This window comes from Streptomyces luteoverticillatus (assembly GCF_003970715.1).
GTDB lineage: Bacteria > Actinomycetota > Actinomycetes > Streptomycetales > Streptomycetaceae > Streptomyces > Streptomyces abikoensis.
The window spans coordinates 2,129,616-2,156,072 of the sequence record NZ_CP034587.1 but is presented as its reverse complement, the minus strand read 5'-3'; the positions used below and the strand labels follow the sequence as shown (position 1 = coordinate 2,156,072).

Below are 26,457 nucleotides of genomic sequence, written 5' to 3'. Positions count from 1 at the left end.
AGGAGCCCCCAAATCAACGCCGCGCCCGCCGACCAGATCCGCCTCCTCGACCTCCAGGCCCTGGACGTCCGCCTCACCCAGCTCGCCCACAAGCGCAAGAGCCTCCCCGAGCACGCCGAGATCGTCTCCCTCGAGGGCGACCTCGCCCAGCACCGCGACCTCCTCGTCGCCGCGCAGACCGAGGAGAGCGACTGCGCCCGCGAGCAGGCCAAGGCCGAGCAGGACGTCGACCAGGTCCGTCAGCGCGCCGCCCGTGACCAGCAGCGCCTGGACTCCGGCGCCGGCATGTCCCCCAAGGACCTGGAGAAGCTCCAGCACGAGATCGCCTCCCTCGCCAAGCGCCAGGGCGACCTGGAGGACGTCGTCCTCGAGGTCATGGAGCGCCGCGAGGCCGCCGCCGAGCGGGCCACCGAGCTGACCGGCCGCGTCGCCTCCGTCCAGGCCAAGGTCGACGACGCCGTCGCCCGCCGCGACGCCGCCACCGCGACCATCGACGCCGAGGTCGCCACCGTCACCAAGGAGCGCGAGGTCGTCGCCGGCTCCGTCCCGGCCGACCTCATCAAGCTCTACGACAAGGTCCGCGCCCGCTCCGGCGGCGTCGGCGCCGCCCGCCTCTACCAGCGCCGCTGCGAGGGCTGCCAGCTGGAGCTCGACATCACCGAGCTCAACGACGTCCGCAAGGCCGCCAAGGACGAGGTCGTCCGCTGCGAGAACTGCAGCCGCATCCTGGTCCGCACGTCCGACTCGGGCCTGTAAGCCGGCCATGCCCAACCGCTTCATCGTCGAGGCCGACGGCGGCTCCCGGGGCAACCCGGGCCCCGCCGGCTACGGCGCGGTCGTCCTCGACGCCGTCACCGGCGAGGCGCTCGCCGAGGCCGCCGAGTACATCGGCACGGCCACCAACAACGTCGCCGAGTACAAGGGCCTGATCGCCGGCCTGGAGGCCGCCCACGCCCTCGACCCCGACGCCGAGGTCCAGGTCCGGATGGACTCCAAGCTCGTCGTCGAGCAGATGTCCGGCCGCTGGAAGATCAAGCACCCCGACATGAAGCCGCTCGCCGCCCGGGCCCAGCGGGCCTTCCCGGCGGGCCGGGTCTCCTACCAGTGGATCCCGCGCGAGAAGAACAAGCACGCGGACCGGCTGGCCAACGAGGCCATGGACGCGGGCAAGGCGGGCCGCCAGTGGGAGCCGAGCCTCTCGTCGGCGGACCGGGGCACGTCCGGTGTCGCGGCCGCCCTGGAGATCCCCGCCGCCGAACCCCTCGCCGAGCCCAAGGCCGTCCCCGTCGGCTGGGCCGCCCCCGCCGACCTCGGCGCGCCCACCACGTTCGTCCTGCTCCGCCACGGCGAGACCGCCCTCACCCCGGAGAAGCGTTTCTCCGGTAGCGGCGGCACCGACCCGGAGCTGTCCCCCGCCGGCCGCCGCCAGGCCGAGGCGGCCGCCGCCGCGCTCGCCGCGCGCGGCACCATCCAGGCGATCGTCAGCTCCCCGATGCGCCGATGCCGGGAGACGGCGGAAGCCATCGGTGGTCGGCTCGGCCTGGACGTCCGCGTCGAGGAGGGCCTCCGCGAGGCCGACTTCGGCAGCTGGGAGGGCCTGACCTTCGCCGAGGCGCGCGAGCGCTTCCCCGAGGACCTCAACGCCTGGCTCGCCTCGACCAAGGCCGCTCCGACGGGCGGCGGCGAGAGCTTCGCGACGGTCGCCCGCCGCGTCTCCCTCTCCCGCGACAAGCTCATCGCCCGCTACGCGGGCCGCACGGTGCTGCTGGTCACCCACGTCACGCCGATCAAGACCCTCGTCCGGCTGGCACTGGGCGCCCCGCCCGAGTCCCTGTTCCGCATGGAACTCTCGGCGGCGTCCCTCTCGGCGGTGGCGTACTACGCGGACGGCAACGCGTCGCTGCGCCTGCTGAACGAGACGTCGCACCTGCGGTGACCCAGCCCTCCGGGCAACCACTCAGCCCCTCCGGCGTTTGAGGAGGAAACGGTGAAAGGGCGGGACCGGGGCCTCACCCCCCACCTGCCCCCTCACAGCCACCCTTCCTCCCAAGCGAGCTCCGCCGCTTCAAAACGCGTACGCGCGTTGAGTTTGTGCATGGCCGAAGACAGGTAGTTGCGCACGGTCCCTGGTGACAGACTGATCGACTGAGCGATCGCCGTGACAGCGTTCCCCCGCCGCGTGTGCAGCAGAACGTCGAGTTCCCGCGCGGTAAGCGGACACCCCGGCCGCGTCAGGGCCAGCGCCGCCACCTGCGGATCCACATACCGCTCCCCGGAATGCACCCCCCGCAGAATCCCCGCCAGCTTCGACGCGTCCGTGCTCTTCGGAACGTACCCGTGCACCCCCGCCGCGAGCGCGCGCCGCAGCGCCCCGGGCCGGGTGCACCGGGTGAGCAGGACGATCGGCACGTCCCCGGCCCGGCGGATGGTCCGGGCCGCCTCCGCCGCGTCCCGAGCGGGCGGTTCCAGGTCCAGGACGACCAGATCCGGTCGCTGTTCGGTCACCGCGCCGACGGCGTCGAGGCAGTCATCGGTCTGAGCGACGACACGGAAGTCGGCCTCCCGCTCCAGCAGCGCGGCCAGCGCTCCACGGCAGAGGGGCTCGTCGCCGGTGAGCACGACACGGATCGCGGAAGCGCAGGCGCGTGACATGTGTCAGACCCTCCCCGTGCGAACTCCCGGCCAACCGATGACTTCTCGCACTACTGAGCCAATTCCTCGACGTTCAAGCTGTGTTCGAACAAAACAGCAGCGAACGGGTTCGACAGGGAGGCATCAATGAGGTCCATGTTCAAGGGCAGGAAGTCCGCGCTGGCGGCGGGAGCCGCCGTGATCACCGCGGCGCTCACCGCGTTCGCACCGTCCGCCGGCGCGAGCGCGTCGTCGGCGCTGGACGGTCCCTTTCAGTTCCAGAACGTTGCGACGGGCAAGTGCCTGGACACCAACGGCTCGTCGATCTACCCGCACGAGTGCAACGGCGGCAACTACCAGCGCTGGTACAGAAACGTCGGCGGCGGCTACCAGCTGCAAAACGTGGCGACGGGCAAGTGTCTCGACACCAACGGCTCGTCGCTCTATCCCCACGACTGCAACGGCGGCAACTACCAGCGGTGGATCTTCAACGGCTACCCGTACCAGCTCAAGAACGTGGCGACGGGCAAGTGCCTGGACACCAACGGCTCGTCCATGTACCCGCACGACTGCAACGGCGGGAACTATCAGCGCTGGACCATCTGACCACCGATGGCCGGCCCGCGCCCCGCGATCACGCGGGGCGCGGCTTTGTCATGACGAGGCGAGGGTCGATCCGACCCGGTCGCAAGTGGGGCACTCCCAGCGGTCGGGCGCGCCCATGCGCGGCGGAATCATGTCGACGTCGCACTCCGGGCACCGCATGGTGATCGGCTCCACGTGCCCGCACGTCCCGCACACCCACAGCGGCCCCTCGGAGTCGTGCTGCCGCCAGGCCGTCCGCAGACACCGGGAACACCCGGTCGTGACGATCCCGGCCCCCCGGCTTATCACCGGGGGCTCGGGCGTCGTGTCGGCGTACTCGATGATCTGCGCCCGGAGCCGGTCATCGGTCGTATTGGCCATCCGGAGCAGATGTGCGACTCGCGAGCGTGCTTCGTCAACGAAATCGTTCATGGCGGCAGCAGGTTAGCGCGCCACCGGTTATGTGCAGTCCAGATGTTGTCAGTGAACCGCCCGTTGGTGTCTTCCCATGGCGGTGGCAGCGGCGGCCGCCGTGGTCATGTCCTTGTCCCTGATCGCCTGGGCGCGTCGCCGTTTGATCGCCGTGCACTCGGCACAACGGTTGTTGAGCAGCCGCCGCAGCCCGGCGACGATCTCCTGCGCCACGTCCACACGAAGCGGCGGGAACTGCACATATGCGCTGCCGTTCGCGGGTTCGCCGGCGGTGATGTGCAGCGCCCACCCGTGATCGCGGCAGACGCTCTGCAGCTCGCCCGCCGTCTGCGCGGAGAGCCGGCGTAGGTCGGCGTCGGAAGGGGGTGGGGAGGCGGAGTAGGTGAGAGGAACCATCGGTTTCCTTGATTTCGGCCGTTGAATCACGCCCATGTGGGTGACCAACTACTTGTTGTAGGGACAGAGTTGCGGACGCCTGCCTACGCTCTCAACGTTTCGCACGTGCCATGGGCAATCTGGAACAGGGGGAGGGCAGCGCGATGCGGCAAGGAGCCACGACGGCGGCGGTCTTCGGAGAGGTGCTCCGGCACCACCGGGAGGTCGCGGGGCTGACGCAGGAGGGCCTGGCGGTCAAGATCCCGTGCGATCGGTCGCTGGTCGCGAGGGTGGAGGTGGGCACGCGGGTTCCGCAACGGCACTTCGTGGTCGCTTGCGACCGCGTGCTGGGCACGGGGGAGATGTTCGCCAAGCTGTGGCGGAAGATCGACTGGTATCCGGCCGTCAGTCATCCGGACTGGTTCAAACGGCGGGTGGAGATGGAGGAGAAGGCGGTCGCGCTTCGCGAGTACCAGATCGATGTGGTGCCGGGCCTGTTGCAGACGGAGGAATATGCGCGAGCGCTGCTCTCGCAATTCTCCTCGGGACGCGAACTGGACGAACGGGTGACGGCTCGAATGAGTCGACAGCAGCGCTTCCTGGAGACCGACGGCCCGCTTCTGGTTGTGGTCCTGGACGAGAGCACCATTCGCAACGTCGTCGGGAACGCGGCAGTGATGCGCGACCAGTGCGCGCAGTTGCTGCTCGCGGGCGAGCGGACGAACATGGGGGTCCAGGTAGTGCCCTTCAGCGCGCAGCTGGCCAGGCCAAAGGGATCGATGTCGCTGATCAGCCTGCCCGACGGGCAGGACTGGGTGTACTCGGAATCCTTGGAAGCGGGCCATTTCATCAACGATCCGGCGATTACCGCGCGCTATACCAAGCTCTACGATGTGCTCAGGGCTGACTGCCTCTCAGGTCCCGACTCCGCCGCCTTGATCAGAGATGCAATGGAAGGGTATGAGCGCAATGGCAATGTGGCGCAAAAGCAGCTACAGCGGCAACGACGCAGGCAACTGCATAGAAATAGCCCCCGGTATCCCCGACTTCGTCCCCGTAAGGGACAGTAAGTGCCCCCAGGGCCCTGCCCTGATCTTTCCCACGGCCGCGTGGGCGGCGTTCGTGGCCTGCCTGGCAGCGCTACCCATCGCCCCCCGAGCCGCTCAACGCTGATAACCGCCGGTACCGCCGGCGCCGCCGCACTGTCACGAGACTGGACCGTTTCCCTCGGATCATCCGATCGTTGTCCCAGCATGCCGTTGACTGACGCCCAGGGGGAGTGGGCGATCACAGGCGGGGCGGGGAGATGGGATGGGTGCGTTCGAGACCCTGGAACCGGAAGACCCACGGCAGGTGGGGCGCTACCGGATCGTGGCGCGGCTCGGCAGCGGGGGGATGGGCCAGGTGTACCTGGCGCGCTCACCCGGCAGGCGTCTGCTCGCGGTGAAGGTGGTGCGGCCGGAGCTCGCGAGGGACGATGAGTTCCGGCGTCGTTTTGCCCGTGAGGTGGCCGCGGCCAAGCGGGTCAATGGGGCCTTCACCGCTGTGGTGGTCGACGCCGACCCGGACGGTTCCCCGGCCTGGCTGGCCACGGTCTATGTGCCGGGTGTTCCGCTGAACGAGGCGGTTGCCGCGCACGGCCCCTGGGCGGCGCGTTCGGTGCTCGCCCTAGGCGCAGGTCTGGCCGAGGCCCTGGAGGCGATCCACGCGGCCGGGGTCGTCCATCGTGATCTGAAACCTTCCAATGTGCTCCTGGCGGCCGATGGCCCCAGGGTGATCGATTTCGGTATCTCGGCGGCGGCCGACGCGAGCGTCCTGACCCGTACGGGGTCGGTGATCGGTACGCCCGGCTTCATGTCTCCCGAACAGCTCGTCGGACAGCCCATCGGCCCGGCGAGCGATGTGTTCGCCCTCGGTTCGGTTCTGGCCTATGTGGCCACCGGAGTCGGGCCGTTCGGCAGGGGTGCTCCGCACGCCCTGCACTACCGGGCCGTTCACGAGCAGCCCGACTTGGCTCCCCTGCCTCCCGAAGTGCGCGACATCGTGGCTGCCTGCCTGGCCAAACAGCCCCATCGGCGCCCCGCCTTGGCCGCCCTCCTGGACTGGTTGACCACCATGGACGGCAGCAATGAAGCCCCTACGCTGAGGCTCTCCGAACCCGGCTGGATGCCGGACTCCATCGCTCGGCTCGTCCGCGAACACACCTCTGCCCCGCTGCTCCACACCCCACCCCCGGCACTGCCGGGGACGCCGCCCGAGACACCTCGGCCCGTCCCCGGAACCCCGGCCTCCGTGCGGCCGAGCGCAGCCTCCCAGCCACCCGCCGAGCCGCCCGGTCCTACCGTCGCTCCGGAGCCCAAGGCGCATCCGGCGCCGGCCCCGGCCGGGGAACAGCACGAGCCTGTCCCGCGTCCGTCCGTCGGTGAGACCCACTCGGCGGAACAGCGGACGGATCCCGCGACCCCGTCACCCGGCCACCCCTCCGGTCGGCGGCCCCGCCTGTCCCGGCGTCTTGTCCTGCTCGGCCTCTCCGGCACCGCCTTGACCGCTGCCACCGTCCTGATCGCCTGGGAGACCCGCGACAGCGGCACGCCCAGCACCGATCCTGCCCCGGAACCCGGCGGAAAGAGCAGCCCCGACGGTGCCCCAGGTACACGACGCTGGTCCTTCGCCACAGGTAGCGGGGTGGACTCGTCACCGTCGGTGGCCGAGGGCATCGTCTACGTCGGGAGTAACGACGGGAAGCTGTATGCGGTGGACGCGGGTACCGGCAGGCAGCGTTGGGCCTTCCCCACCGATGACCATGTGGGCTCGTCGCCGACGGTGGCCAATGGTGTCGTCTACGTCGGAAGCCAGGACACGAAGGTGTACGCGGTGGATGCGATTACCGGCAGGCAGCGTTGGGCCTTCCCTACGACTGCCTCTGTGTACTCCTCACCCGTGGTGGCCGACGGCATCGTCTACGTCGGGAGCGGCGTCAAGCTTTACGCGATTGAGGCCGATACGGGGAAGCAACGTTGGGCCTCCTCCCTGGACGGGCTGGCGGCCTCGACGCCGATGGTGGTCGGCGGCATCGTCTATGCCGGAACCAGCTTCCAGCTGTGTGCTGTGGATGCGGATACCGGGAAGCAGCGTTGGGCCTTCCCCACGAGCGGAGGTGCGAGCTCGTCGGCGGCGGTGGCCGGGGGTGTCGTCTACGTCGCGGGCTGGGAGGGGAAGCTCTATGCGGTGGAGGCGGACACAGGGAAACAGCGGTGGACTTTCTCCACGAGTGGCCGCGTGTACTCGTCGCCGACGGTGGCTGACGGTGTCGTCTACGTCGGAGGAATGGATCACAAGCTGTACGCGGTTGGGGCGGACACCGGGAAGCCGCGCTGGACCTTGTCCGCGGGAAGCGAGGTGAGCTCGTCACCGACGGTAGCCGACGGCGTTGTCTACGTCGGAAGCACGGGCGGCAAGCTCTACGCGGTGAAGGCCGACACGGGGGAACTCCGCTGGGCCTTCTCGGCAGGCGCTGCTCTGATCTCGTCGCCCGTGGTGGCCCATGGTGTCGTCTACGTCGGAAGCAGGGACAAGAAGCTGTACGCCGTGTACGCGTGACAGCCGGTCACCGCCCCGTCCTCACCCCCGCAACCCCGCCGCCTCCCGGGAGAGTTCCTCCACCCGCCCCCAGTCGTGCGTACGCACCGCGTCCGCAGGCAGCATCCACGTACCGCCGACGCACCCCACGTTGGGGAGTGCGAGGTACTCGCGAGCCGACTCCGGCCCGATCCCGCCCGTGGGGCAGAAACGGGCGGTCGGCAGGGGCGCGGACAGTGACCGCAGGTAGTTGACGCCGCCCGCCGCCTCCGCCGGGAAGAACTTCATCTCGCGCACCCCGCGCTCCAGCAGCGCCAGCACCTCCGAGGCGGTGGCGACGCCCGGCAGGAAGGGAACGCCCATCGCCCGTAGGGCGTCCAGCAGCCGGTCCGTCCAGCCGGGGCTGACGAGAAAGCGCGCGCCCGCCTCGACGGCGGCCTCCGCCTGGGCCGGCCGCAGGACCGTTCCGGCGCCGACGATCGCCTCCGGTACCTCAGCGGAAATCGCACGGATCGCGTCGAGCGCGGTGTGGGTTCGTAGGGTCACCTCGATCACCGGCAGTCCTCCGGCCACCAGCGCCCGCGCGAGCGGTATCGCGTCGGCGGCGTCGTGGAGGACGACGACGGGGATGACGGGCGCGAGATCAAGGAGATCGGTCACGCCCGTCATCCTGCCGAGCGGGACCGTTCACCACAACGGACGTTGCACCACGCGCAACGGACCCGTCAGAGCTCGGTCACGATCACATCCAGAGCCTGCGGCTTACCCCGCTTCGCGGGGGCGTCGTCGCCCTCCACGACGTAGCCGAGCTCCCGCAGGGCACGCGCGAGGTCGGCCGGGGTGGCGGGGTCGAGCCCGGCGGTCAGGAGCTCGCGGACGAGCCGTCCCTTCGTGGCCTTGTTGAAGTGGCTGACAACCGTCCGCTTCTCCACGCCGCCGACGGTCTTGGAGTGGAGCACGCGAACCGTGGCGGTTCGCTCGGCGAGCTCGCCCTTGGGCTTCCAGGCGGTGGCGTAGGCGGCGGAGCGCAGGTCGAGGACGAGGCCGTCGCCGGCGGCCTCGGGCAGGACGTCGGCCATGGGGGCGCGCCAGTAGGCGCCGAGGGCGCCGAGGCCGGGGAGCTTGACGCCCATGGAGCAGCGGTAGGAGGGGATGGGGTCGGTGATCCGGACCGCGCCCCAGAGGCCGGAGAAGACGAGCAGGGAGCGCTCGGCGGCGCGGCGGGCGGGGGCGGTGAGGGTGGCGAGGCCGAGGGCGTCGTAGAGGACGCCGGTGTAGATCTCGCCGGCGGGGCGGGTGCCGGAGGTCCGCAGGGCGGCGTTCTTGGCGATCTCGCCGCGGAGGCCGGGGCTGAGGCCGAGGGTGTCGGCGGCCTTGTCCTGGTCGCCGGTGCAGAGGTCGACGAGCTCGGCCAGCACGGTCTCGCGGGCGGCCGTGAGACCGGGGAGCGAGAGCTTCCCGGTGTCCAGGGCGGGCCCGGTGCCGCCCGTGGCCTTGCCCTCGGACGGCGGCAGCAGCACGAGCACGGTCGATCTCCTTGGGTGAGCGTCTGGGGTGTCCGTGTCGCACCCTAACGCGGTGGAACGCGTGGTGATCGCCCCGGAGTGAACGGGCCTGGTGGCGGGCCGGTAGCATGGGGGCACGGCGGACGAGCCGGCCGGGCGGCCGCGTGGGACCTTCAGGGGTCTCCCGAGGAACGTCCGGGCTCCATACGGCAGGGTGGTGGGTAACGCCCACCCGGGGTGACCCGCGGGACAGTGCCACAGAAAACAGACCGCCGGGGATCTTCGGATTCCCGGTAAGGGTGAAACGGTGGTGTAAGAGACCACCAGCGCCTGGGGTGACCCAGGCGGCTAGGTAAACCCCACCCGGAGCAAGGTCAAGAGGGGCGGTCGCTTCACGGCGACGGCCCTGCGCGGACGATCGAGGGCTGCCCGCCCGAGTCCGCGGGTAGACCGCACGAGCCTGTCGGCAACGGCAGGCCTAGATGGATGGCCGCCGCCGCGGCTCCCGTAAGGGACCGCGCGCACAGAACCCGGCGTACAGGCCGACTCGTCCGCCCCTCCCTTCCTCCGGAGGTCGGCCAAAACGCATCTCCTCGGATCGGGAATCCGTATCCTGGGCTGCCTCTGGTGAGCTTGGGGCGTCCGAGGAGGAGAGCATGACCGCACAGCCCGAGCACGGTCCGCAGGACGGTTCGCCGCGTGACCGGGCGCAGATCCCGCGCCCGGAACGCAGCCCCGAAGCCATCCGCGCGGCTCTGGCTCGCGTCGCTCCGCACCGCCTGGGTGAGATGGAGAGACACAAGGAGGACGCCCTCGCCGCCGCCTTGCGGGACGGGAAGATCGGCCACCTTCAGCACTGGCTCGCCTGGTGGGCCGCCCAGGTCGAGATCGAGCGCCGCCCTGATCTCAGCCTTCGGCACCACAACGCCCTCGATGCCATCCACAACTCCACCAGCAAGGACGACGCGGCCTTCCGTAGAGGCATGGACGAACTCCTCGCGGTCAGGGAAGAGGCGAGGCGAGCGGTCTCGGCATGAGCTGGCGATGGGAGTACGACCCCAGCGAGGAACACGTCATCGGCGGGGCTCCGCCCGCTTTCGTCGCGGAGGTCGAGAAGAAGGCCGACGAAGTCGTCAGAGCGGCTGCGGCGTTCTACGTCGACGGCATCGGATATCAAGGGATGAGCCCGGCAGGGGAATGCGTCGACGTCCCCGGTGGATTCTTTGTCTGCATCGTCATTCCTCGGCACGAATGCGTCTATATCCACCAGGTGAACTATCTCTGACCGCAAGGGCCGAAAAGCCACCCAACCCCGCGCCACCCCGCGACCGCCCCATTGTGCGACCCACCCCCCACCGGTTGCATATGCCCCGACCGAAGCCGTTCCGGCTCGGGTTCCGGATTCCGGTGAACGTTCCGGTACGTACGAGGGGGAATCGTGCGCACATCCAGAGCGCGTTCAGGTAGAACAGGCAGAAGACAGGCCGCGAAGAGCGGCATAGCAGGGGCGGCAGCGCTGATCGGCGCGGCCGCCCTTGTCGTGTCGGTGGTGCCCGCCCAGGCCGTCGCCGCGCCGCCCACCCCGGGGCCCGCCGAGGTGGTGCCGGGGAAGGGGACCTCCACGCCCTCCCTGGTGGGCGGCATCCGCGAGGACGCCGGGGCGGCCGGCAGCGCCGCCGACGCGGCGACGCGGCACCTCGCGGAGAAGAAGAGTCGCTACCGCATCGACCGCCCGGACCGCGATCTCGCCCCCATCCGGGCCGTCACGAGCGGCACCGGCGAGACCGTACGGCTCCAGCAGAAGCACCACGGCGTCGACGTCCTCGGCGGGCAGTACGTCGTCCGGATGGAGAAGAAGAACGGCAAGCGCGTCGTCACCGGAACGTCCGGTAAATACTTCACAGCGCTCACCACCCCCACCACCCCCGACATAAGCGAGGAACTCGCTGTCGAGCGTGCCGTCGACGCCACGCTCGCCCAGCTCGACCGCGACGGCTTCGCCGTCGACACCGGCGACGAGGGCGACGCGCCGCCCCTCAGCGGCACCGCGCGCGGCCTCGTCGTGCTGCCCAAGGGGCCCGGGGTGCTCACCCACCACGTGACCGTCCGCGGCACCGACCCCGCCACCCGCCAGCCCGTGCTGCGCGAGGTGTACATCGACGCCCAGGCCGGATATCCCGTCCTGCAGTACAGCGGTATCAAGACATTCGGCACCGCCGGAGGCGGCGGCTCCGCGTCCGCAACCACGTCGAGGGTCGCCCCCGGCGCGCGGTCCCTCGCCGACGGCTCCGCCGTCAAGGGCTCCGGCGTCAAGTTCGACGGGACGACCGTCGAGCTCGACCTCACCCACGACGCCTCCAACAACCAGTACGTCATGCGCGACGCCGCCCGCATGCGCGACGGCAGCAAGGCATCGATCTCGACCTGGGACGCCCGCAAGAAGAGCGTCGACGAGGTGTCGAAGCAATGGCCCGCCGACGTCCTGGAGTTCAGGTCGGCGAACCCCGCCTTCGACAAGGAGGCCACCGAGGCCGGCGCCGTCGACGCGCACTGGGCGGCCGGGAAGGTCTACGACTACTACAAGTCCGTGCACGGCCGGGACAGCCTCGACGGCCGGGGCATGGCCATCGACTCCATGGTCGGCGTCACCCTGTACGGAACGCCGTACGTCAACGCCTTCTGGGACGGCGCCAAGATGGTGTACGGCGGCGGCGACGCGGAGTACCGCCCGTTCTCCGCGAGCCTGGACGTCGTCGGGCACGAGATGACGCACGGCGTCGTCGAGAACAGCGCCGACCTCGTCTACGCGGGCCAGTCCGGCGCCCTCAACGAGGCGATCGCCGACTACTTCGGCAACGCCATCGACACCGACGCGCACGGCATCGCCATGGACAGCCCCGAATCGGGCCTGCTGGGCGAGGGGCTGTGCCGCACGAAGTCGCCGCGCGCCTGCGCCACGCGGGACATGAACGACGGCAGGACGACCTCCAAGGGCTTCCTCGGCGTCGACTTCGCCACGGACAACGGCGGCGTCCACCTCAACTCCACCATCTTCTCCGGCGCGTTGTGGGACATCCGCAAGGACCTCAACCGCACCCTCGCCGACAGGATCGTCTACCGGGCGCTCACCGAGTACATGACCCCGCTGGACGGCTTCACCGAGGGCCGCAACGCCGTCATCGCCGCCGCGAAGGATCTGAAGGTCCCGGCGAAGGACCTGAACGCCGTCACGCGCGCGTTCAACGGCCACGGCATCGTCCCCGACTGGGAGCTGGCCATCGGCGTGGACACCGACCGGCTGCTGGGCCGGCTCAACACCGTGGACTCGCGCGTCGGCGCGGGCGGCGGCTGGTGGGTCGTCTCGAAGTCGAACGAGAGCGGAAGCGAGCCCTACTCGATCTGGGCCGGCCGCGCGGACGGCACCGGCGAGAAGCAGCTGATCAGCCCCAACGACGGCCGCTACCACGCCAACCCCGTCACCGACGGCAAGACGGTGGTCTGGGTGGCGTACGGACGCGGCGGCTACGACCTGCTGTCCCGGCCGCTGGCGGGCGGTCCCGTCAAGACGCTGACGCACAGCCGGTACGGGTTCCACCAGCAGGCGAAGGTGGACGGCGACGTCGTCGTCTTCGTCCAGCTCTTCCGGCGCGGCGTCTCGCAGCTGGGCTACCTGCGCAAGGGCGACAAGGAGCCGACCTGGGTCGACGACGGCGTCGGCCGCCGCGACGCGATCGGCCAGCACTCCCTGAAGGGCGGAAAGATCGCCTATGGCACGCGCGTCTACAAGGGGCACGGGAAGTACGAGTACTCCACCAAGGTCCTGGACCTCGCGTCCGGGAAGACGACCGTGATGCCGCAGCTCGGCACGCCCCTGGGCGTCGGCCAGACCGCCATCACGAGCCGTTACGTCTTCTGGACGGTGGACGAGGTCGCCGACCAGGGCCAGCGGGCCGTCCGGCGCGCGAACCTCGACGGCACGAACGTGATGGACATCAGCAAGGAACAGGGAGCGGACGCCCTGTACCCGGAGGGGCTGACGGCCTCCGAGGACGCGGTGACCGTCTCGTCGAGGACGCCCGGCACGCCGGGGCTCCGCAGCAACGAGGCCCTGCCCAAGCTCTGGCAGTTCTCCGCGGACGGCTCGCGCCGCGCCCGGATGTCCTGCAACCGCGGTGAGCAGGGCCTGCCCGCCGCGCTCTCCGGCACGCAGGTGGTGTGGACCGACTCCACCACCGGCTACGCCGACCTCGTGACCCGCAACCGGCCGGCGGGCAACTGCGGCTGACCGACGCGTACGGGGTGACGCCGCTGTGATCAGGGCGTCAACCCGGCGGAATGGGCTCCCGGCACCGATCGGTGCCGGGAGCTCGTCGTTTCCGTCGTCATCACCCGTAAGAGTGGAGATGTGAATCACGGTGGTGCCGCGCGTGACACGCTTCGATTCCCGTCGTTTCTCGTGTATACGCAGTGTCGAGAGGCCCTCCGCCGCCCATGGCGAGGGGCCTCTCGGGAGAACCGTCTATCGCGGCCCGGAGGTGTCTAGAGCTTGCTCTTCAGCCACTCACGGACCTCTCGGCCACCCCCCGTTTTGAGCAGCGTCGACGCGGTCGCGCCAATGACGCAAAGCCCTCCCATGAGTTTGAAGGTGATCATTACCCCTTCGCCCGCGCGAACCGTCCCCGTGGTCACGAGGACGAGGAACACGGTGACCCCGATGGCCACGATCCCGAAGGCGAGCCGAAAGGCCAGCCGCACCCATGTGGGTGATGCGTCGCCCGGGGCTGACTGCGCGTCATCCTGATCCTGCACGTGTCCGGCGGCATCCATAGCGCTCTCCCAATCTCCGCCTACTGCCGTGGCTCTGAGCGCTTCCGGGCAGTAAGCGGCTCGCGGGTGAGACCTCCGGTAGGTCTCGCTCCCGTGGGCGCCCGCCTGATCGCCATCGGGCGGGCGCCCGGTAAAACCAATGAGTCCGTTCAGCAGACCCAACGAGTCTGTTCTGGATGGGATGCGCGTGGTCATCTCATCGAATGAACGCCGGTCCGAGGCGTGATCCCGGCGGGCAGCGCGTTCGCTACCGGGAAGCGGATACCGGCCATGCCCCCGAGGGCCTACGCCGCCTCCTGCGGCTCGCACCCCGCGCCCGCGTACGGCCGGGCGTGCGGGCCACAGGAGGCGTTCATCACCGCCAGGCCCTGATCGTCGACGAACTTGGTGAACACCTGCTGGGCGTAGCCGAAGATCAGGGCCCAGGCGATGATCTGCCCGGACGAGTCCAGGGCGCTGAGGCCGGGCACGAAGTCGCCGCGCATCAGCAGCAGTCCCAGGAGCGCGGTCAGCGCCCCCATCGGCAGCTTCAGCAGCGCCAGCGCCACCGGCACGTTGTAGGGGGCGGACGTGCCCCGGATGTGGCGCAGGGACAGCGCGGCGGCCACCGACGCGGCCACGGTCCCGGTCATCTCGACCACGGGGTAGTCCCACTTCGACGCGGCCCGGCCGAACGCCTCGTCGAGGTCCTTCACGTCGGACGGCGGTTCCATGCCCGTCGGGCAGACGATGCCGATCCCCTCCGGCCGGAAGCACAGCGGCACCACGTCCGGCGCCCAGACGCCGAGCAGGGCGACCGCGAGCGCCATCACCGCCAGCCCCAGGCTGACGATCACCACGATGCGGACGAAGCCGAGCGCGCGGAGCTTCTCGCGCTGCAGGGCCTGCTGGGCGGTGACGACCGCGCCGACGAGCGCCGCGCGCCGGTCGGAGGTCAGCGGGGTTTCGCAGATCTCCCGGGCGATCTCCTCGGCCCGTTTCCTGCGTTCGTCGGTGACCGGCAGCTGTTCCCGGACGAGGGCCACCAGGCCGGGGATCAGCGCCTGGACGTCGGTCAGCGGGGCCATGCGCAGCATCAGGCCGTACGCCGCGTCGATGTGGACGTTCGCGACGGCGAGGTGCTTGTTCGGCCGGTGGCCGGGGTGGGCGCCGTGGTTGAGGGCGTCCTCCGCCGCCTGGAGCTCCGCGAACGCCTCGTCGGCCAGCGCCGGGGCCGCGGCCCGCACCTCGGTGTCGGCGTCCGCGAGCGCCCTGTCCTTCGCGATACGGACGCGCGCCCGGAGTTCGCCGATGCGCGAGCGGGCCCCTTCGCGGAGTTCCCAGGCGCCCTTCTCGAAGCGGCGCTGATGGTGTCGGTTCCCGGCCATAGCGGCGAATATCGCCCATCGTGGGGGGTGGGGTCGGCGCGATGCGGCCGGGTTAACCCCATTGGTCCATCGGGACCGCGCGCCCCTCGCGGCGCGCGGCTAGCGTGGTCGGGGACCCATCCTGCCGATCCCGAGCACCGCGCCTTGAAAGGGGCGGAACATGCCCTTCCTTGTATCGGCCGTCGCCGCTGCCCTGGCCGTCACCGCGCCTCTGAGTACGACGCCCCGCCACGACCCGAACGTTCACGGGCGGTTCGAGGCCGCCGGCAGCGGTACCCACCGGGCGGTGACGTTCGACAAGAAGGCGGTGCCCGAGAAGAGCCGGGTCGCCGTGGCGGAGCGGAAGGTCAAGGACGGGACGCGGATCGTGCTGAGGGTGCGGGGGATCCAGGCAGGCCGGACGTACGGGGCGCACGTCCATCAGAAGCCGTGCGGCAACGCGCCCGACGATTCCGGGGCGCACTACCAGAACGTCAAGGACCCCAAGTCCCCGTCGGTGGACCCGAAATACGCCAACCCGCAGAACGAGGCGTGGCTGGACTTCACCACCGACAAGCGCGGGAACGGCCGCTCGACCGCCACCGTGAAGTGGCGCTTCCGCGCCGGCGAGGCCCGTTCCGTCGTCATCCACGAGCACGCCACCGAGACCGCGCCCGGCAAGGCCGGGACGGCCGGGTCCCGGCTCGCCTGCGTGAACGTGCCGTTCGACTGAGGGATCAGGCGCGCTTCTCGTACGGGCTCGGCACCGGGAAGTAGCCCTCCAGGAACGGGGCTATGAGCGCGTCCGTGCGCGCCAGGTCCTCTGCCGTGGACACCGTGTCGTTGATGCAGAACACGTCCAGGTCGCGGTGGGCCAGCAGGCGGTTGAGGCGGCGCGAGGTGTTCTGGTGCGCCAGGTCCACGTAGACGTAGCGGAGGTCGGACGGTATCGCCCGGGCCTGGTGGTACGCGTAGTAGTGGTGGAGCGAGGAGGCCAGGGAGAGGTCCTCGGGGCTGCGGAAGCGCGCGGCGGCGGTGGCCGCGTGGGCCTCGGCGTAGCGCTCCTCCAGCTCGGTGAGGACGGCGCGGCTCAGCGCGTGGGGCACGTGCCGCATCTTCTGGGTGAAGGTGGTGGAGAACCCCTCCTCCACCAGCACCCGGTTGTTCTTCGCGGCCGCCGCCACCGGCGGGTCCTCGGGCCGGTGCTCGCCGAGGGGGACCAGCGCGGGGGAGGGGAAGAACTTCGTGAGGCCGTTGGAGAGGAAGAACGTCTGCGGGGTCAGCGGGTTGCCGAGGAAGACGTCGTCGTTGAAGTAGAGGAAGTGCTCCGACAGGCCCTCGATGTGGTGCAGCTGGCTCTCGATGGCGTGGGAGTTGAACGTCGGCAGGACGTCGGGGTCGGAGAAGATCTCCTTGTGGCTGACCACGCGGATCCCCGGGTGGGAGGTGTCCAGCCAGGACGGCGTCTGGTCGTCGGTGACCAGGAAGACGTTGCGCACCCACGGCGCGTACTGGTGGAGCGAGCGCAGCGAGTACTTCAGCTCGTCGCGGCTGATGTAGCGGGCGTCGTTCGCCGCCTCCTCGTGGAGCTCCTCGACGTGTCCGTCGGCGCCCTGCGCCTTGGCGCGGCGCGCGGCCCAGGCGGGGTCGCTGCCGTCCACCCAGGTGTAGACGACGTCGATGGGGAAGGTGATGTCCTGCGGCAGCCGGATCGTGAACTGCGGGCGGGTGCGGACCGTGGTCCGCTCGGGGCGCGGCGCGTACCCCAGCGAGCCGGTGAACAGCTCGACGGGGGCGTCCACCGACGCGTCGGCCTCGTCCGCCGGGACCTCCTCGACCACGCCGTTGCGGCGCGGCGCGACGAGCAGCGGCCCGTGCGGGCCGTCCTCGCGCGTCCAGTACTGGATGTCGCAGCCGTGCTCCTGCCCCAGGACCAGCGAGCCGTCGGCGGTGGTGCGGAACCAGGTCACGCGCGTGGCCGGGCTCTGCTCCACCTGGCGCCAGGTGCCCTGGACGAAGCCGGGAAGCGCCTGACCAGGGGTGTTCTCCCGGTTCACCGGGGCGACGTAACCGGGTATTCGGGCGCACAGCCGGGCCAGATGCTGGTGGACCTTGCGGCGGTCGGCGGCGGCGACCGCGACGACCGGGGCGGACTCGGTGGTCGCGGCCCGGACGCAGAAGTAGTCGATCCCGGCCTGCTCCAGCGCGGTGCACACCAGGTCCAGGGCGGCGGCGCGGGAGCCGTGCGGGGTGAGATCAGGGTCGACGAGCGCGATGTGGGCCTTGCCGTCGACGAGGACGACGCGCGGCTGCGCGGCCGCCGCTTCCTCGGATGTACCGGCGAATCGGCGCTGGAGCCGCTTGCCGCGCAACTTCTGGCGGCGCTGCTCCAGGTCGAGGGAGTCGGCCATGTGCTGCATCAGGGCACCGCGGGTCTCGACGGAGACCCGCTGGGCGATCGCGCGCCGGGCGCTCTCCGGCAGCAGCCGGCGGTAGGCCTTGACCAGGCCGGACTTCTCGGGGTTCGCCCCCGCTTCACCGGAGCGGGCGCGGAGGCGGAGGCCGGGGCGGTGGCGGGCGTGGCGTCGTCCGTGCGCTGGGCCGGGACGGAGCCGCCCGTGCCCGCGGCGGCCGGGGTCGAATGGTCGATAGTCAAGATCGCTTCAACCCCTCGGCCGCATCTAGGCGATGCGGCGCAACGCGTAAAACAACCAGTACGTCCAGTGACGACCGGCCCGGAAAAAGACAGAGACTCAAGTAATTACCAGAGCGCTCAACAGCGAGGCAATCGCAGGCCACCGCCCCGACGCCCCTCCGGAGCCGCCGGGGGGCGCCCGGGGACGACCCGCGCGCACCGCTCCCGACCGTGCCCCTCAAGGGATCCACGCCCGTCGGCCGCACTTGGTTGCCTCGTCGCCCTGTGGGGTATTTCACCACCCGGTAACGTCCCCGTAGAACCGGGGTGGTAGGGGAATTATCCGATTCCGCCCTCAGGGCCGGGCCCCGCCGACGTTTACTCTGAATGGGTGCACGCTCAGATCATGACCCCCGGCGGCCGCGAGGAGCGCCCGTGACCGCGCCCCGTCACGCCCTGCGCGTGATCAAGAAGTCGGCCCGTATCGCGCTGACCCGCAGCCCTGCCTGGAAGGTCGGCCAGACGGTCCGCCGCCGGGTGAACACCGGGCTCGCGACCGGCCGCGACACCTACGTCGACTCCGTCCTGATGCCCGCCTCCCAGGGCTCCGCGGCGCGCGTCCAGTACGCCGCCGTGCTCGACGGCCACACGCTGAACCTGCACGCGACGCTGCCCGCCGGCACCCTCCCCGAGGGCGACACCGGCACCACGGCCCACCTCGTCCTGCTCAGCGGCGCCACCCGCCTGCGCACCGAGGCCGCGCTGGGCCGCGAGGAGAACGGCGAGATCTCCGTGACCGCCACCGCCCTCCTCGGCGAGCGCCTAGGTGGCGTCCCCGTCACCCCCGGTCGCTGGCACCTCTCCCTGGAGCTGGAGCCCGCCCGGCACGAGGGCCGCGCCGCCCTGCGGCTGCGCCTCCTCGGCGACGGCGCCCCCAGCTACACCGGACCCACCCGCGCCCTGGCCACCTGCGCCGTCACGGGCCGCCGCCACCGCCTCGGCATCACCCCCGCCGGCCAGCTGCGGCTGACCGTCGCCCCGGCCCGGGCCCGCGCAGAGGTGCTGCGCGTCGAGCGCTCCTTCAGCGGCGTCGGCGTCCTCTTCGCGATCTACGGCTCCGGCACGTCCGTCGCCGACGGGGAACGCCCCGTCGTCGAGGTCGCCGAGCTCGACCGCAAGCACGCCCTCGACCGCCGGCCCGCCGAGCCGCTGCCCGGCGACCCGAGCGCCTGGCGGCTGACCGTGCCCCTGGCCAAGCTGGTCGACACCTCCCGCAAGCAGACCCTGACCCTGCGCCTGCCCCGCGGCACCCGCGGCGCCAAGCCGCTGGAGATCGGCCGTCGCGAGCACGACCTGCGCTCCCCGCGCCAGGTCGTCACCCCGCCCAAATTCACCGTACGGGCCGAGGACGGCACCTTCGTCCAGGTCAAGCCCCAGTACACCCGCCGCGGCGCGCTCCAGCTCGTCTGCACCCCGCGCACCCCCGTCGCAGGCTCCCACCAGTGACGCCGGGAAACCGCCACCGGACCGCCGCACACCACGAAGGCCGCACGTGAAAATCACCTTTCTGCTGACCTCCGCCGACACGATGGGCGGAACCGAACGCGCCACCATGACCCTCGCCGAGCTGCTGGCACGGCAGCACGACGTGGAGATCCTCAGCGTCTTCCGCACCGAGGACGAGGCGTTCTTCGACAGCGGTGCCGTGCGCGTCCGCCACCTCGTCGACGCCCGCGGCGACGCCCAGCGCCCCGTGCGGAGCGACGCGGCCTCCGGCTCCGACATGGCCGCCGCCCACCGGCGCCTGGCCGCCACCCCCAGCGAGCTGGTCCGCCCCGAGTGGGAGGCCGCCTTCAACCGCCTCGCCGACCTCGAGCTCACCGAGGCCCTCAGCACCATCGACACGGACGTGCTGGTCTCCACCACCCCGTCCCTCATGGCGTACATGGCCCAGCTCGCCCCCCGCCGGGTGCTCACCGTCCACCTCGACCACCGCGTCTCCGAGCTGCGCGGCGTCACCGGCGAGCCCCTGCGGATGTACACCTCGCACATCGACGCCCTGGTCTCCCTCACCAGCCGCACCCGCGACTGGTTCGCCGAGACCCTCGGCGCCTGCGCCCCCCGTCTGGCCACCATCGGCAACTCCCTGCCCGACGGCTTCCGCCCCCGCTCCACCCTGGAGACCCGCACGGTCGTCCTCGGCGCCCGCCTGGCCGGCGAGAAGCAGGTCGAGCACGCCATCCGCTCCTTCGCCACCGCCGCCGCCGACCGCCCCCGCTGGACCCTGCGCGTCCTCGGCGGCGGCCCGCGCATGCGCGCGCTGAAGAACCTCGCCGCCCACCTCGGCGTCGCCGACCAGGTCCAGCTCGTGGGCTCCACGGCCAACATGGCCGAGGAGTGGGCCAAGGCGTCCATCGCCATGCTCACCTCCCGCGTCGAGGCCTTCGGCCTCGTCCTCGTCGAGGCCCAGGCCGCCGGCGTGCCCGTCGTCGCCTACGACTGCCCCAACGGCCCCGGCGAGATCCTCACCGACGGCCGCGACGGCCTGCTCGTCCCGCTCGGCGAGGAGGGCGAGCTCGCCGACGCCCTCGCCCGGCTGATGGACGACGACGACCTCCGCCGCGAGATGGGCGCCGAGGCGCTGAAGAACTCCGCCCGCTTCACCGGCGGCCAGGTCACCCAGGAGTGGAACCGCCTCCTGGAGGAGCTCGCCCGGGACCGCGACGGCGGCGACCGCGACGCCGCCAAGGCCCGCCGCCGCGCCCTCCAGGCCGCCGCCGACGCCGAGGGCGGCATCGCCGGCGCGGCCGTCCCCAAGGGCGTCGACCGGCCGTTCTCCGACGTGGCCCACAAGGCCCAGGAAGTGCGCGTCGAAGCCGCGCGCCCCGACGTCAAGCGGGCCGGCGGCCAGATCTGCCTCGTCAAGGAGAACACCACCCCCTTCGAGGTGATGCAGGACAACCTCGACCTCGCCGTCGACGTCCTCGACGCGCTCGGTCTGGCCTACGCGCTCACCCCCACCGCCATGCTGCGGCACACCATCACCGTCGACGGAGCCGACCGCGACGCCTTCGTCGCCGACTTCGCCGAGCGCTACCGCGACGAGCCCGTCTACGCCGGCCTGCTCAACGACCGCGGCTCGGTGCTCCGCACCGTCCTCGCCTCCTTCCTCACCCCCGACGTCATCCCCGCCAACTGCAGCCGCATCCGCGTCTTCCGCCCCGTCCTCACCGGCGGCGGCCAGCTGCGCGTCAGCGGCGTCTACGGCTGCGACGTCGTCTTCTGGCAGGACACCGAGGACGACGAGACCACCGTCACCATCCCCGGCAACACCCGCTACGGCGCCACCCTGCCCCGCACCGAGCTGACCAAGGCCGCCGTCACCCGCATCGGCGAGCGCGACTACCGCACCCTCGACGCCTTCGCCAAGACCTTCGTCGACCAGGTCGACTTCCCCATCGACGTCGTCTACACCTGGGTCGACGGCACCGACCCCGAGTGGCTGGCCCGCAAGGAGCGGACGCAGGCCGAGCACGGCATCCTCGCCGCCGAGTCCGCCGGCAGCTCCGCCCGCTTCCGCAGCCGCGACGAGCTCCGCTACTCCCTGCGCTCGCTCGACCTCCACGCCCCCTGGGTGCGGAACATCTACCTGCTCACCGACGACCAGACCCCCGACTGGCTCGACACCGACCACCCCCGGGTGCGCGTCGTCAGCCACCGCGAGGCCTTCGGCGACACCGGCAAGCTGCCCTCCTTCAACTCGCACGCCATCGAGAGCCGCATCCACCGCATCGAGGGCATCGCCGAGCACATCCTCTACTTCAACGACGACGTCTTCCTCGGCCGCCCGATGAAGCCCGAGTCCTTCTTCCACGGGTCGGGCGCGGCCAAGTGCTTCATGTCGCCCACCGCGATCCCGGCCGGCGACCCCTCGCTCGACACCGACCTCGTCTTCGCCGCGGCCAAGAACAACCGCGCCCTGATCGAGAAGGAATTCGGCAAGACCGTCGCCAACACCTTCCTCCACACCCCCCACCCGCTGCGCCGCAGCACCCTGGAGGAGATGGAGGAGCGCTTCGCCGAGGAGATCGGGCTCACCGCGTCCGCGCAGTTCCGCGCCCGCACCGACCTCGCGATCGCCTCGTCGCTGCACCACTGGTACGGGCTCTTCACCGGCCGCAGCATGCCCGGAGCCATCAGCTCCGCGTTCGTGAACGTCGGTCTGCGCGAGCACCACGTCCGGCTGCACCGCATCCTGGCGACCCGTTCCCACGACGTGTTCTGCATCAACGACTACCACGACGGCGACGTCCCCGAGGACGAGCAGGCCGACGCGCTCGCGGTGTTCCTCGCGAGCTACTTCCCCGTCGCCTCGCAGTTCGAGAAGGGCTCCGAGCGCAACCGTCGCCTTGTCCACGGTGGTGAGTGAGGAGCATGGAAATGCGTGCCTTCCGCCGTAGAACGGTCCTGACCGGGCTCCTCGCCCTGGCCGTGGCCGGCTGCTCGACCGGTACGCCGCACTCGTCCTCCACCGCCCAGGGGGACGTCGCGGCCGACCGCTCGAACGGCGCGGTCACCACGCTCCAGATCGTCGCCCACCCGGACGACGACCTGTACTTCATGAACCCCGACGTCAACCAGTCGATCGGCGGTCAGCACCGCGTCGTCAGCGTCTACTTCACCAGCGGCGAGGCCAACGGCATCAACAAGGTGCCCGGTTCGAAGGACCAGCCCCGCAAGGACTTCGCCGGCTACGCGGGCGCCCGCCAGCAGGGCCTCCGCCAGGCGTACGCCTTCATGGCCACGGGCAACGCCCACGCCGAGTGGAAGCGCGGCACCCTGGACCTGCCGGGCGGCCTCAAGGCCGAGACCGACAGCCTGGCCGACAACCCCGCCGTGACGCTGGTCTTCCTCGGCGTCGCCCAGCACACCCAGGACCGGCCCGGCCAGCCCGACGTCCGCGTCCCCACCCTGTGGTCGAACCCCAAGGCCAAGAGCGAGAACCGGCTCGCCACCGGCTCCACCGTCACCGAGGCCCGCCCGCTCACCAAGGCCCAGGTCACCGACGCCCTCACCGGCGTGCTCGACCGCTTCAAGCCCACGCTCGTCCGCACCATGGACCTGGACCCCGACATGCAGGTCCACGACGAGGCGAACCGCCTCCACCACGACCAGCGCGGCTACTCCGACCACCCCGACCACACGGCCGTCGCCCAGTTCACCTACGCCGCGCTCCAGCGCTACAAGGGCCCGGGCAGCGGACGGCACTACGTCGTCGCCGCCTACCGCGGCTACTACAACGAGCGCTGGCAGCGGAATCTGCCCGTCTCCGTGGTGCGCCGCAAGGCCGACGTCCTCAACGTCTACGGCGGCGAGCCCGGTTCGTGCGGCTTCGCCGCGGGCTGCGGCGACTACGACGTCGGCAAGGACCGCTCCTACGGCACGGGCTGGATGCAGCGCACCAGCCCCCGCTACCCCGGCAACGCCACCTGGATGCTGCCCGGCCCCGACGGCCGCCTGGCCGCCTTCGGCGTCCTCGACCAGCAGGCCGCCATGTGGCAGGAGACCGCCCCCGGCAGCGGCACCTGGGACGGCCCCAAGCTCCTCGGCGGCGGCCAGCTGCTGCCCACGCTCACGGCGAGCCTCACCAAGGACGGCCGCTGGCAGCTCTTCGCCGAGCGCATCGCCGGCCTCGGCGTGAAGCCCGAGGAGAACCGCCGGGAGATCGTCACGACCGAACAGAGCGCCAAGGGCGGCTCGTTCGGCGCCTGGACCTCCCTCGGCAACCCCGAGCAGGACCCGGCCCGCGGCCGCCGCGTCGGCGCCCCCGTCGTCGCCCGCAACACCGACGGCTCCCTCCAGCTCTTCGCCCGCAACTGGGCCAAGGGCGTCGCCACCCGCCAGCAGCAGGCCGACGGCTCCTGGTCCCCGTGGACCGACCTGCCGGAGGCGGAGGTCCAGGAGGGCCTGACCGCGATCACCGACGCCAAGGGCCGCATCCACCTCTTCGGCGCGGGCCACGACACGGTCAGCCACTGGGAACAGCAGACCCCCGGCGGCCCCTTCTCCCTCGACCGCTCCAACCTCCCCGCCGCGGTCGACCCGCCGGCCGCCCTCGCCAAGCGCGACGGCTCGGTCCAACTGGTCTTCCGCGAGGCCAAGTCCACCAACATCGTCGCCTACCGCCTCCCCCCGGGCGGCGGCACCTGGCAGCGCGAGAACGTCGACCTGGCGGGCCGGGGCTTCGGCGCCCTGAGCGTGCTGGCCGCGCCGTCGGGCGACGGGACGATGATCGCGGCCCGCAACAACGACGGCTCCACCAGCCTCGCCGCGATCGGGACCGGCGGCAACCGGGCCCCGCGCTGGTCCACGGTGCCGGGCGCGGTCGTGGGGACGGCGGCGCTGGCGGGTTCCGCAGACAAGCCCTTGTTGGGGTGGCTCGGCCCGGACGGAAAGCTGCACAGCGCGCGGGTGAAGTAAACACGTGCGAAGGGGTCGGCCCCCACCTCGTCAGAGGTGGGGGCCGACCCCTTTGGATCACCACCCGTCCGTCAGCCGCATCGGCCTGCTGAAGTCCGCGTTGCCCCTGTTCACCCACTCCCGCAGGACGCCCGATTCGTTGTCGCGGGCCAGGAGGTGGGACGTGCCGCCGCCGTAGAAGGTGCCGGCTGTCGTTTCCGAGTAGTGCCAGCCGCCTGTCAGGGGCCTGGAAAGGTCGGGGCGGGTGAAGGTGCCGTCGCCGTCGCCCTTCCAGAGGTGGAGGTTGCCGGTGGGGTCCTTCGCCAGCAGGTCCGGTTTGCCGTCGGCGGTGAAGTCGCCTGCCGTGGTCTGGGTGTAGTTCCAGTCGCCCGACATCAATGTGGGTTCGCTCAGGGTGCCGCCTCGTTGGCCCGTCCAGCGGTAGAGGTTGCCCTTGGCGTCTCGGGCGATGAGGTCGGCTACGCCGTCGCCGTTGAAGTCAGCGGCTGCGGTCTGGGTGTAGTTCCAGTCGGTGCGGATCACCCGGCGGGGCTCGAAGGTGCCGTTTCCTCGGCCCGGCCACAAGTACAGGTTGCCGTCCGTGCCCTTGGCGATCAGGTCGGCCTTGCCGTCGCCTGTGAAGTCCGCCGCCTTCGTCTCCGTGAAGTGCCAGTCGTCGGTCATCGGGTGGGCCAGGTCGGGGCGGGTGAAGGTGCCGTCGCCCAGGCCCTTCCACATGTAGAGGTTGGCGTTCCTGTCGCGGGCGACGAAGTCGGCTGTGCCGTCCCCCGTGAAGTCGGCCGCTGCCATCTGCGAGAAGTTCGGGGTGAAAGGGACCGGCGGGACCGGGCCCGAGAGGGTGTCGGCGAGGACCTGGGTGCCGTTGTCGGTGAAGTGGAGCTTGTCCTCGTCGGCGCGGTAGGCCGTGAAGAGGCGGGCCAGGTCGAGCGGGTCGCGGGTGGCCGCGTCGAAATCGACGTACGCGTCGATGTCACGGGTGGTGCGGAGGTACGCGTTGACCTGTTGGCGCTCCGCTTCCTTTTCCGCGGTGAAGTTCCAGTTGCCCTTGAAGGGCGGGATCGTGGCCGCTGTGAAAGGGAGGCCCGCCGCGCGGGAGCGGTCGGCGAGCCGGCGGATGCCGGCGATGAGGTCGGTCGCCTTCGCGCCGTTGACGATGTCGTTGATGCCCTCGTAGAAGATGACGGACTTCACGTTCGGCACGGAGAGGACGTCCCGGTCGAAGCGTTCGAGGGCGCTCTCGCCGTAGGCGGTGCGGGTGCCCCGCGTGAGAATCCGGTTCGCCGAAATGCCTGCGTTCGCCACGCCCATCGGGCGGCCCTGGGCGCGGAGGGCGCGGGCGTAGGCGTCCGTCCAGCGGCGGTTCGAGGACCGTGTCGTCGCCGCCACGTCCGTCTGGGAGTCGCCGATCGCGACGACCGTTCCCACGCCGCTGTCGGCCGTCACGTCGAGGCCGCTGAGGAACGCCCAGTGCGTGTATTCCGAGCGGAAGTTCGCGCCCGTCGGCTCGTCGGTGTGGTCTGTTGTGTCCCCTGGCGCTGATATGTATGAGGTGGTCCAGGCATCGGGGTGGTACGGCGCCGCCTTCACCGGGTTCGGCAGGTGGACGCTGACGAGGAGGTCCTCGTCAGCCCTCACCGGGAAGGACGCCGCGTCGCTGTACACGCTCTGTCCGGGTGCCAGCACCACCTCCCGGCTGCCCCCGAACGTGAGCGTCACCGGCCTGTCGGCGGCGGACGAGCCGCTCGACTGGCGGGCGAGGGTGGCGTGCCCGATCGTCACCGGCTCCTGGCTGAACGTGTTGCTCAGCTGGATCCTCGCCGTACCGCCCCCGACGCTCGTGTGCACCACCATGCGCAGGGTCTGCCGGCCGGCCACGCCGGACTCGTCGGCGGGTGCGGCGGTGGTCAGCGCGGTGCCCCACGTCCGGGTCCAGGCCGGGGGCGGTGCGGCTGCCGCGGGGTGTGCCACGAGCGTTCCGCAGACGAGGAGGGCCGCCGCGGCCGCTCCCGCGTACCTGCCGCTCGACGACATGGGGTGTCTCATCCGTCCTGACTCCTTACCG

The 26,457-nt window shown here is 71.0% G+C and carries 22 protein-coding genes and 1 other RNA gene; 14 read left to right on the top strand and 9 right to left on the bottom strand.

The window, feature by feature from the left end; translation table 11 throughout:
• The first annotated feature begins 12 nt into the window (after positions 1-12).
• Both EKH77_RS09120 and EKH77_RS09115 read left to right on the top strand, forming a co-directional pair.
• The gene (locus EKH77_RS09120; RefSeq protein ID WP_206280006.1) at positions 13-756 is read left to right on the top strand and encodes a zinc ribbon domain-containing protein; all 744 of its coding nucleotides are present in this window, start codon (positions 13-15) and stop codon (positions 754-756) included.
• Positions 757-763: 7 nt separating this feature from the next.
• Positions 764-1,936, top strand: a complete 1,173-nt coding sequence (locus tag EKH77_RS09115; RefSeq protein WP_126913907.1) for a bifunctional RNase H/acid phosphatase — start codon at positions 764-766, stop codon at positions 1,934-1,936.
• A 92-nt stretch (positions 1,937-2,028) separates the two neighbouring features.
• On the opposite strand, the gene EKH77_RS09110 is transcribed toward EKH77_RS09115, so the two are convergent.
• The gene (locus EKH77_RS09110; RefSeq protein WP_240667288.1) at positions 2,029-2,619 is read right to left on the bottom strand and encodes a response regulator transcription factor; all 591 of its coding nucleotides are present in this window, start codon (positions 2,617-2,619) and stop codon (positions 2,029-2,031) included.
• Between the two features lie 159 nt (positions 2,620-2,778).
• Here EKH77_RS09110 and EKH77_RS09105 point away from each other — a divergent pair, with 159 nt between their 5' ends.
• Positions 2,779-3,237 carry an RICIN domain-containing protein gene (locus EKH77_RS09105; protein ID WP_206279833.1) on the top strand — a complete coding sequence of 153 codons (459 nt, stop codon included), beginning with the start codon at positions 2,779-2,781 and terminating at the stop codon, positions 3,235-3,237.
• A gap of 48 nt (positions 3,238-3,285) precedes the next feature.
• On the opposite strand, the gene EKH77_RS33715 is transcribed toward EKH77_RS09105, so the two are convergent.
• Positions 3,286-3,648, bottom strand: a complete 363-nt coding sequence (locus EKH77_RS33715; protein ID WP_240667287.1) for a hypothetical protein — start codon at positions 3,646-3,648, stop codon at positions 3,286-3,288.
• Positions 3,649-3,696: 48 nt separating this feature from the next.
• Positions 3,697-4,044, bottom strand: a complete 348-nt coding sequence (locus EKH77_RS09095) for a hypothetical protein (RefSeq protein ID WP_126913905.1) — start codon at positions 4,042-4,044, stop codon at positions 3,697-3,699.
• 110 nt (positions 4,045-4,154) lie between these two features.
• Here EKH77_RS09095 and EKH77_RS09090 point away from each other — a divergent pair, with 110 nt between their 5' ends.
• The 3 genes from EKH77_RS09090 (at position 4,155) to EKH77_RS09080 (ending at position 7,623) form a co-directional block, all read left to right on the top strand.
• Positions 4,155-5,093, top strand: coding sequence for a helix-turn-helix domain-containing protein (locus EKH77_RS09090; protein WP_240667286.1), 939 nt, complete (start codon positions 4,155-4,157; stop codon positions 5,091-5,093).
• Positions 4,999-5,196 carry a DUF397 domain-containing protein gene (locus EKH77_RS09085; RefSeq protein ID WP_240667716.1) on the top strand — a complete coding sequence of 66 codons (198 nt, stop codon included), beginning with the start codon at positions 4,999-5,001 and terminating at the stop codon, positions 5,194-5,196. The genes EKH77_RS09090 and EKH77_RS09085 overlap by 95 nt, the downstream gene beginning before the upstream one ends.
• A 138-nt stretch (positions 5,197-5,334) precedes the next feature.
• On the top strand, positions 5,335-7,623 hold the full coding sequence (locus EKH77_RS09080) for a PQQ-binding-like beta-propeller repeat protein (RefSeq protein ID WP_126913903.1): 2,289 nt from the start codon (positions 5,335-5,337) through the stop codon (positions 7,621-7,623).
• A gap of 21 nt (positions 7,624-7,644) precedes the next feature.
• Here the strand turns inward: EKH77_RS09080 and EKH77_RS09075 are convergent, their stop codons facing one another.
• Positions 7,645-8,271, bottom strand: a complete 627-nt coding sequence (locus EKH77_RS09075) for a bifunctional 4-hydroxy-2-oxoglutarate aldolase/2-dehydro-3-deoxy-phosphogluconate aldolase (protein WP_126913902.1) — start codon at positions 8,269-8,271, stop codon at positions 7,645-7,647.
• A gap of 56 nt (positions 8,272-8,327) precedes the next feature.
• Positions 8,328-9,128, bottom strand: coding sequence for a peroxide stress protein YaaA (gene yaaA, locus EKH77_RS09070; protein ID WP_126913901.1), 801 nt, complete (start codon positions 9,126-9,128; stop codon positions 8,328-8,330).
• A 123-nt stretch (positions 9,129-9,251) separates the two neighbouring features.
• Between yaaA and rnpB the strand changes: the two genes are divergently transcribed.
• The 4 genes from rnpB (at position 9,252) to EKH77_RS09050 (ending at position 13,392) form a co-directional block, all read left to right on the top strand.
• Positions 9,252-9,661: RNase P RNA component class A (rnpB, locus tag EKH77_RS09065), an RNA gene on the top strand.
• Positions 9,662-9,763: 102 nt separating this feature from the next.
• On the top strand, positions 9,764-10,144 hold the full coding sequence (locus EKH77_RS09060; protein WP_126913900.1) for a hypothetical protein: 381 nt from the start codon (positions 9,764-9,766) through the stop codon (positions 10,142-10,144).
• A complete protein-coding gene (locus EKH77_RS09055; protein WP_126913899.1) occupies positions 10,141-10,392 on the top strand; it encodes a hypothetical protein in 252 nt (83 codons plus the stop codon). The genes EKH77_RS09060 and EKH77_RS09055 overlap by 4 nt, the downstream gene beginning before the upstream one ends.
• A 153-nt stretch (positions 10,393-10,545) precedes the next feature.
• Positions 10,546-13,392, top strand: coding sequence for a M4 family metallopeptidase (locus EKH77_RS09050; protein WP_126913898.1), 2,847 nt, complete (start codon positions 10,546-10,548; stop codon positions 13,390-13,392).
• 254 nt (positions 13,393-13,646) lie between these two features.
• Here the strand turns inward: EKH77_RS09050 and EKH77_RS09045 are convergent, their stop codons facing one another.
• A complete protein-coding gene (locus EKH77_RS09045) occupies positions 13,647-14,129 on the bottom strand; it encodes a hypothetical protein (protein ID WP_126913897.1) in 483 nt (160 codons plus the stop codon).
• An 89-nt stretch (positions 14,130-14,218) separates the two neighbouring features.
• Positions 14,219-15,301: a hypothetical protein gene (locus EKH77_RS09040; RefSeq protein WP_126913896.1), complete on the bottom strand. Its 1,083-nt coding sequence runs from the start codon at positions 15,299-15,301 to the stop codon at positions 14,219-14,221.
• Between the two features lie 160 nt (positions 15,302-15,461).
• Here EKH77_RS09040 and EKH77_RS09035 point away from each other — a divergent pair, with 160 nt between their 5' ends.
• Positions 15,462-16,013 (top strand): superoxide dismutase family protein, encoded by a 552-nt coding sequence (locus EKH77_RS09035; RefSeq protein ID WP_126913895.1) that lies wholly within the window; start codon positions 15,462-15,464, stop codon positions 16,011-16,013.
• 4 nt (positions 16,014-16,017) lie between these two features.
• Here the strand turns inward: EKH77_RS09035 and EKH77_RS09030 are convergent, their stop codons facing one another.
• Positions 16,018-17,700, bottom strand: coding sequence for a stealth family protein (locus tag EKH77_RS09030; protein WP_240667285.1), 1,683 nt, complete (start codon positions 17,698-17,700; stop codon positions 16,018-16,020).
• 650 nt (positions 17,701-18,350) lie between these two features.
• On the opposite strand from EKH77_RS09030, the gene EKH77_RS09025 reads away from it, so the two are divergent.
• The 3 genes from EKH77_RS09025 to EKH77_RS09015 are packed head-to-tail and all read left to right on the top strand — an operon-like array spanning position 18,351 to position 24,395.
• Positions 18,351-19,421: a hypothetical protein gene (locus EKH77_RS09025; protein ID WP_126913893.1), complete on the top strand. Its 1,071-nt coding sequence runs from the start codon at positions 18,351-18,353 to the stop codon at positions 19,419-19,421.
• A 46-nt stretch (positions 19,422-19,467) separates the two neighbouring features.
• Positions 19,468-22,344, top strand: a complete 2,877-nt coding sequence (locus EKH77_RS09020) for a stealth conserved region 3 domain-containing protein (RefSeq protein WP_126913892.1) — start codon at positions 19,468-19,470, stop codon at positions 22,342-22,344.
• An 11-nt stretch (positions 22,345-22,355) separates the two neighbouring features.
• A complete protein-coding gene (locus EKH77_RS09015; protein ID WP_126913891.1) occupies positions 22,356-24,395 on the top strand; it encodes a PIG-L family deacetylase in 2,040 nt (679 codons plus the stop codon).
• Positions 24,396-24,452: 57 nt separating this feature from the next.
• Here the strand turns inward: EKH77_RS09015 and EKH77_RS09010 are convergent, their stop codons facing one another.
• Positions 24,453-26,438, bottom strand: a complete 1,986-nt coding sequence (locus tag EKH77_RS09010; RefSeq protein ID WP_164737769.1) for an FG-GAP-like repeat-containing protein — start codon at positions 26,436-26,438, stop codon at positions 24,453-24,455.
• Positions 26,439-26,457: the final 19 nt, after the last annotated feature.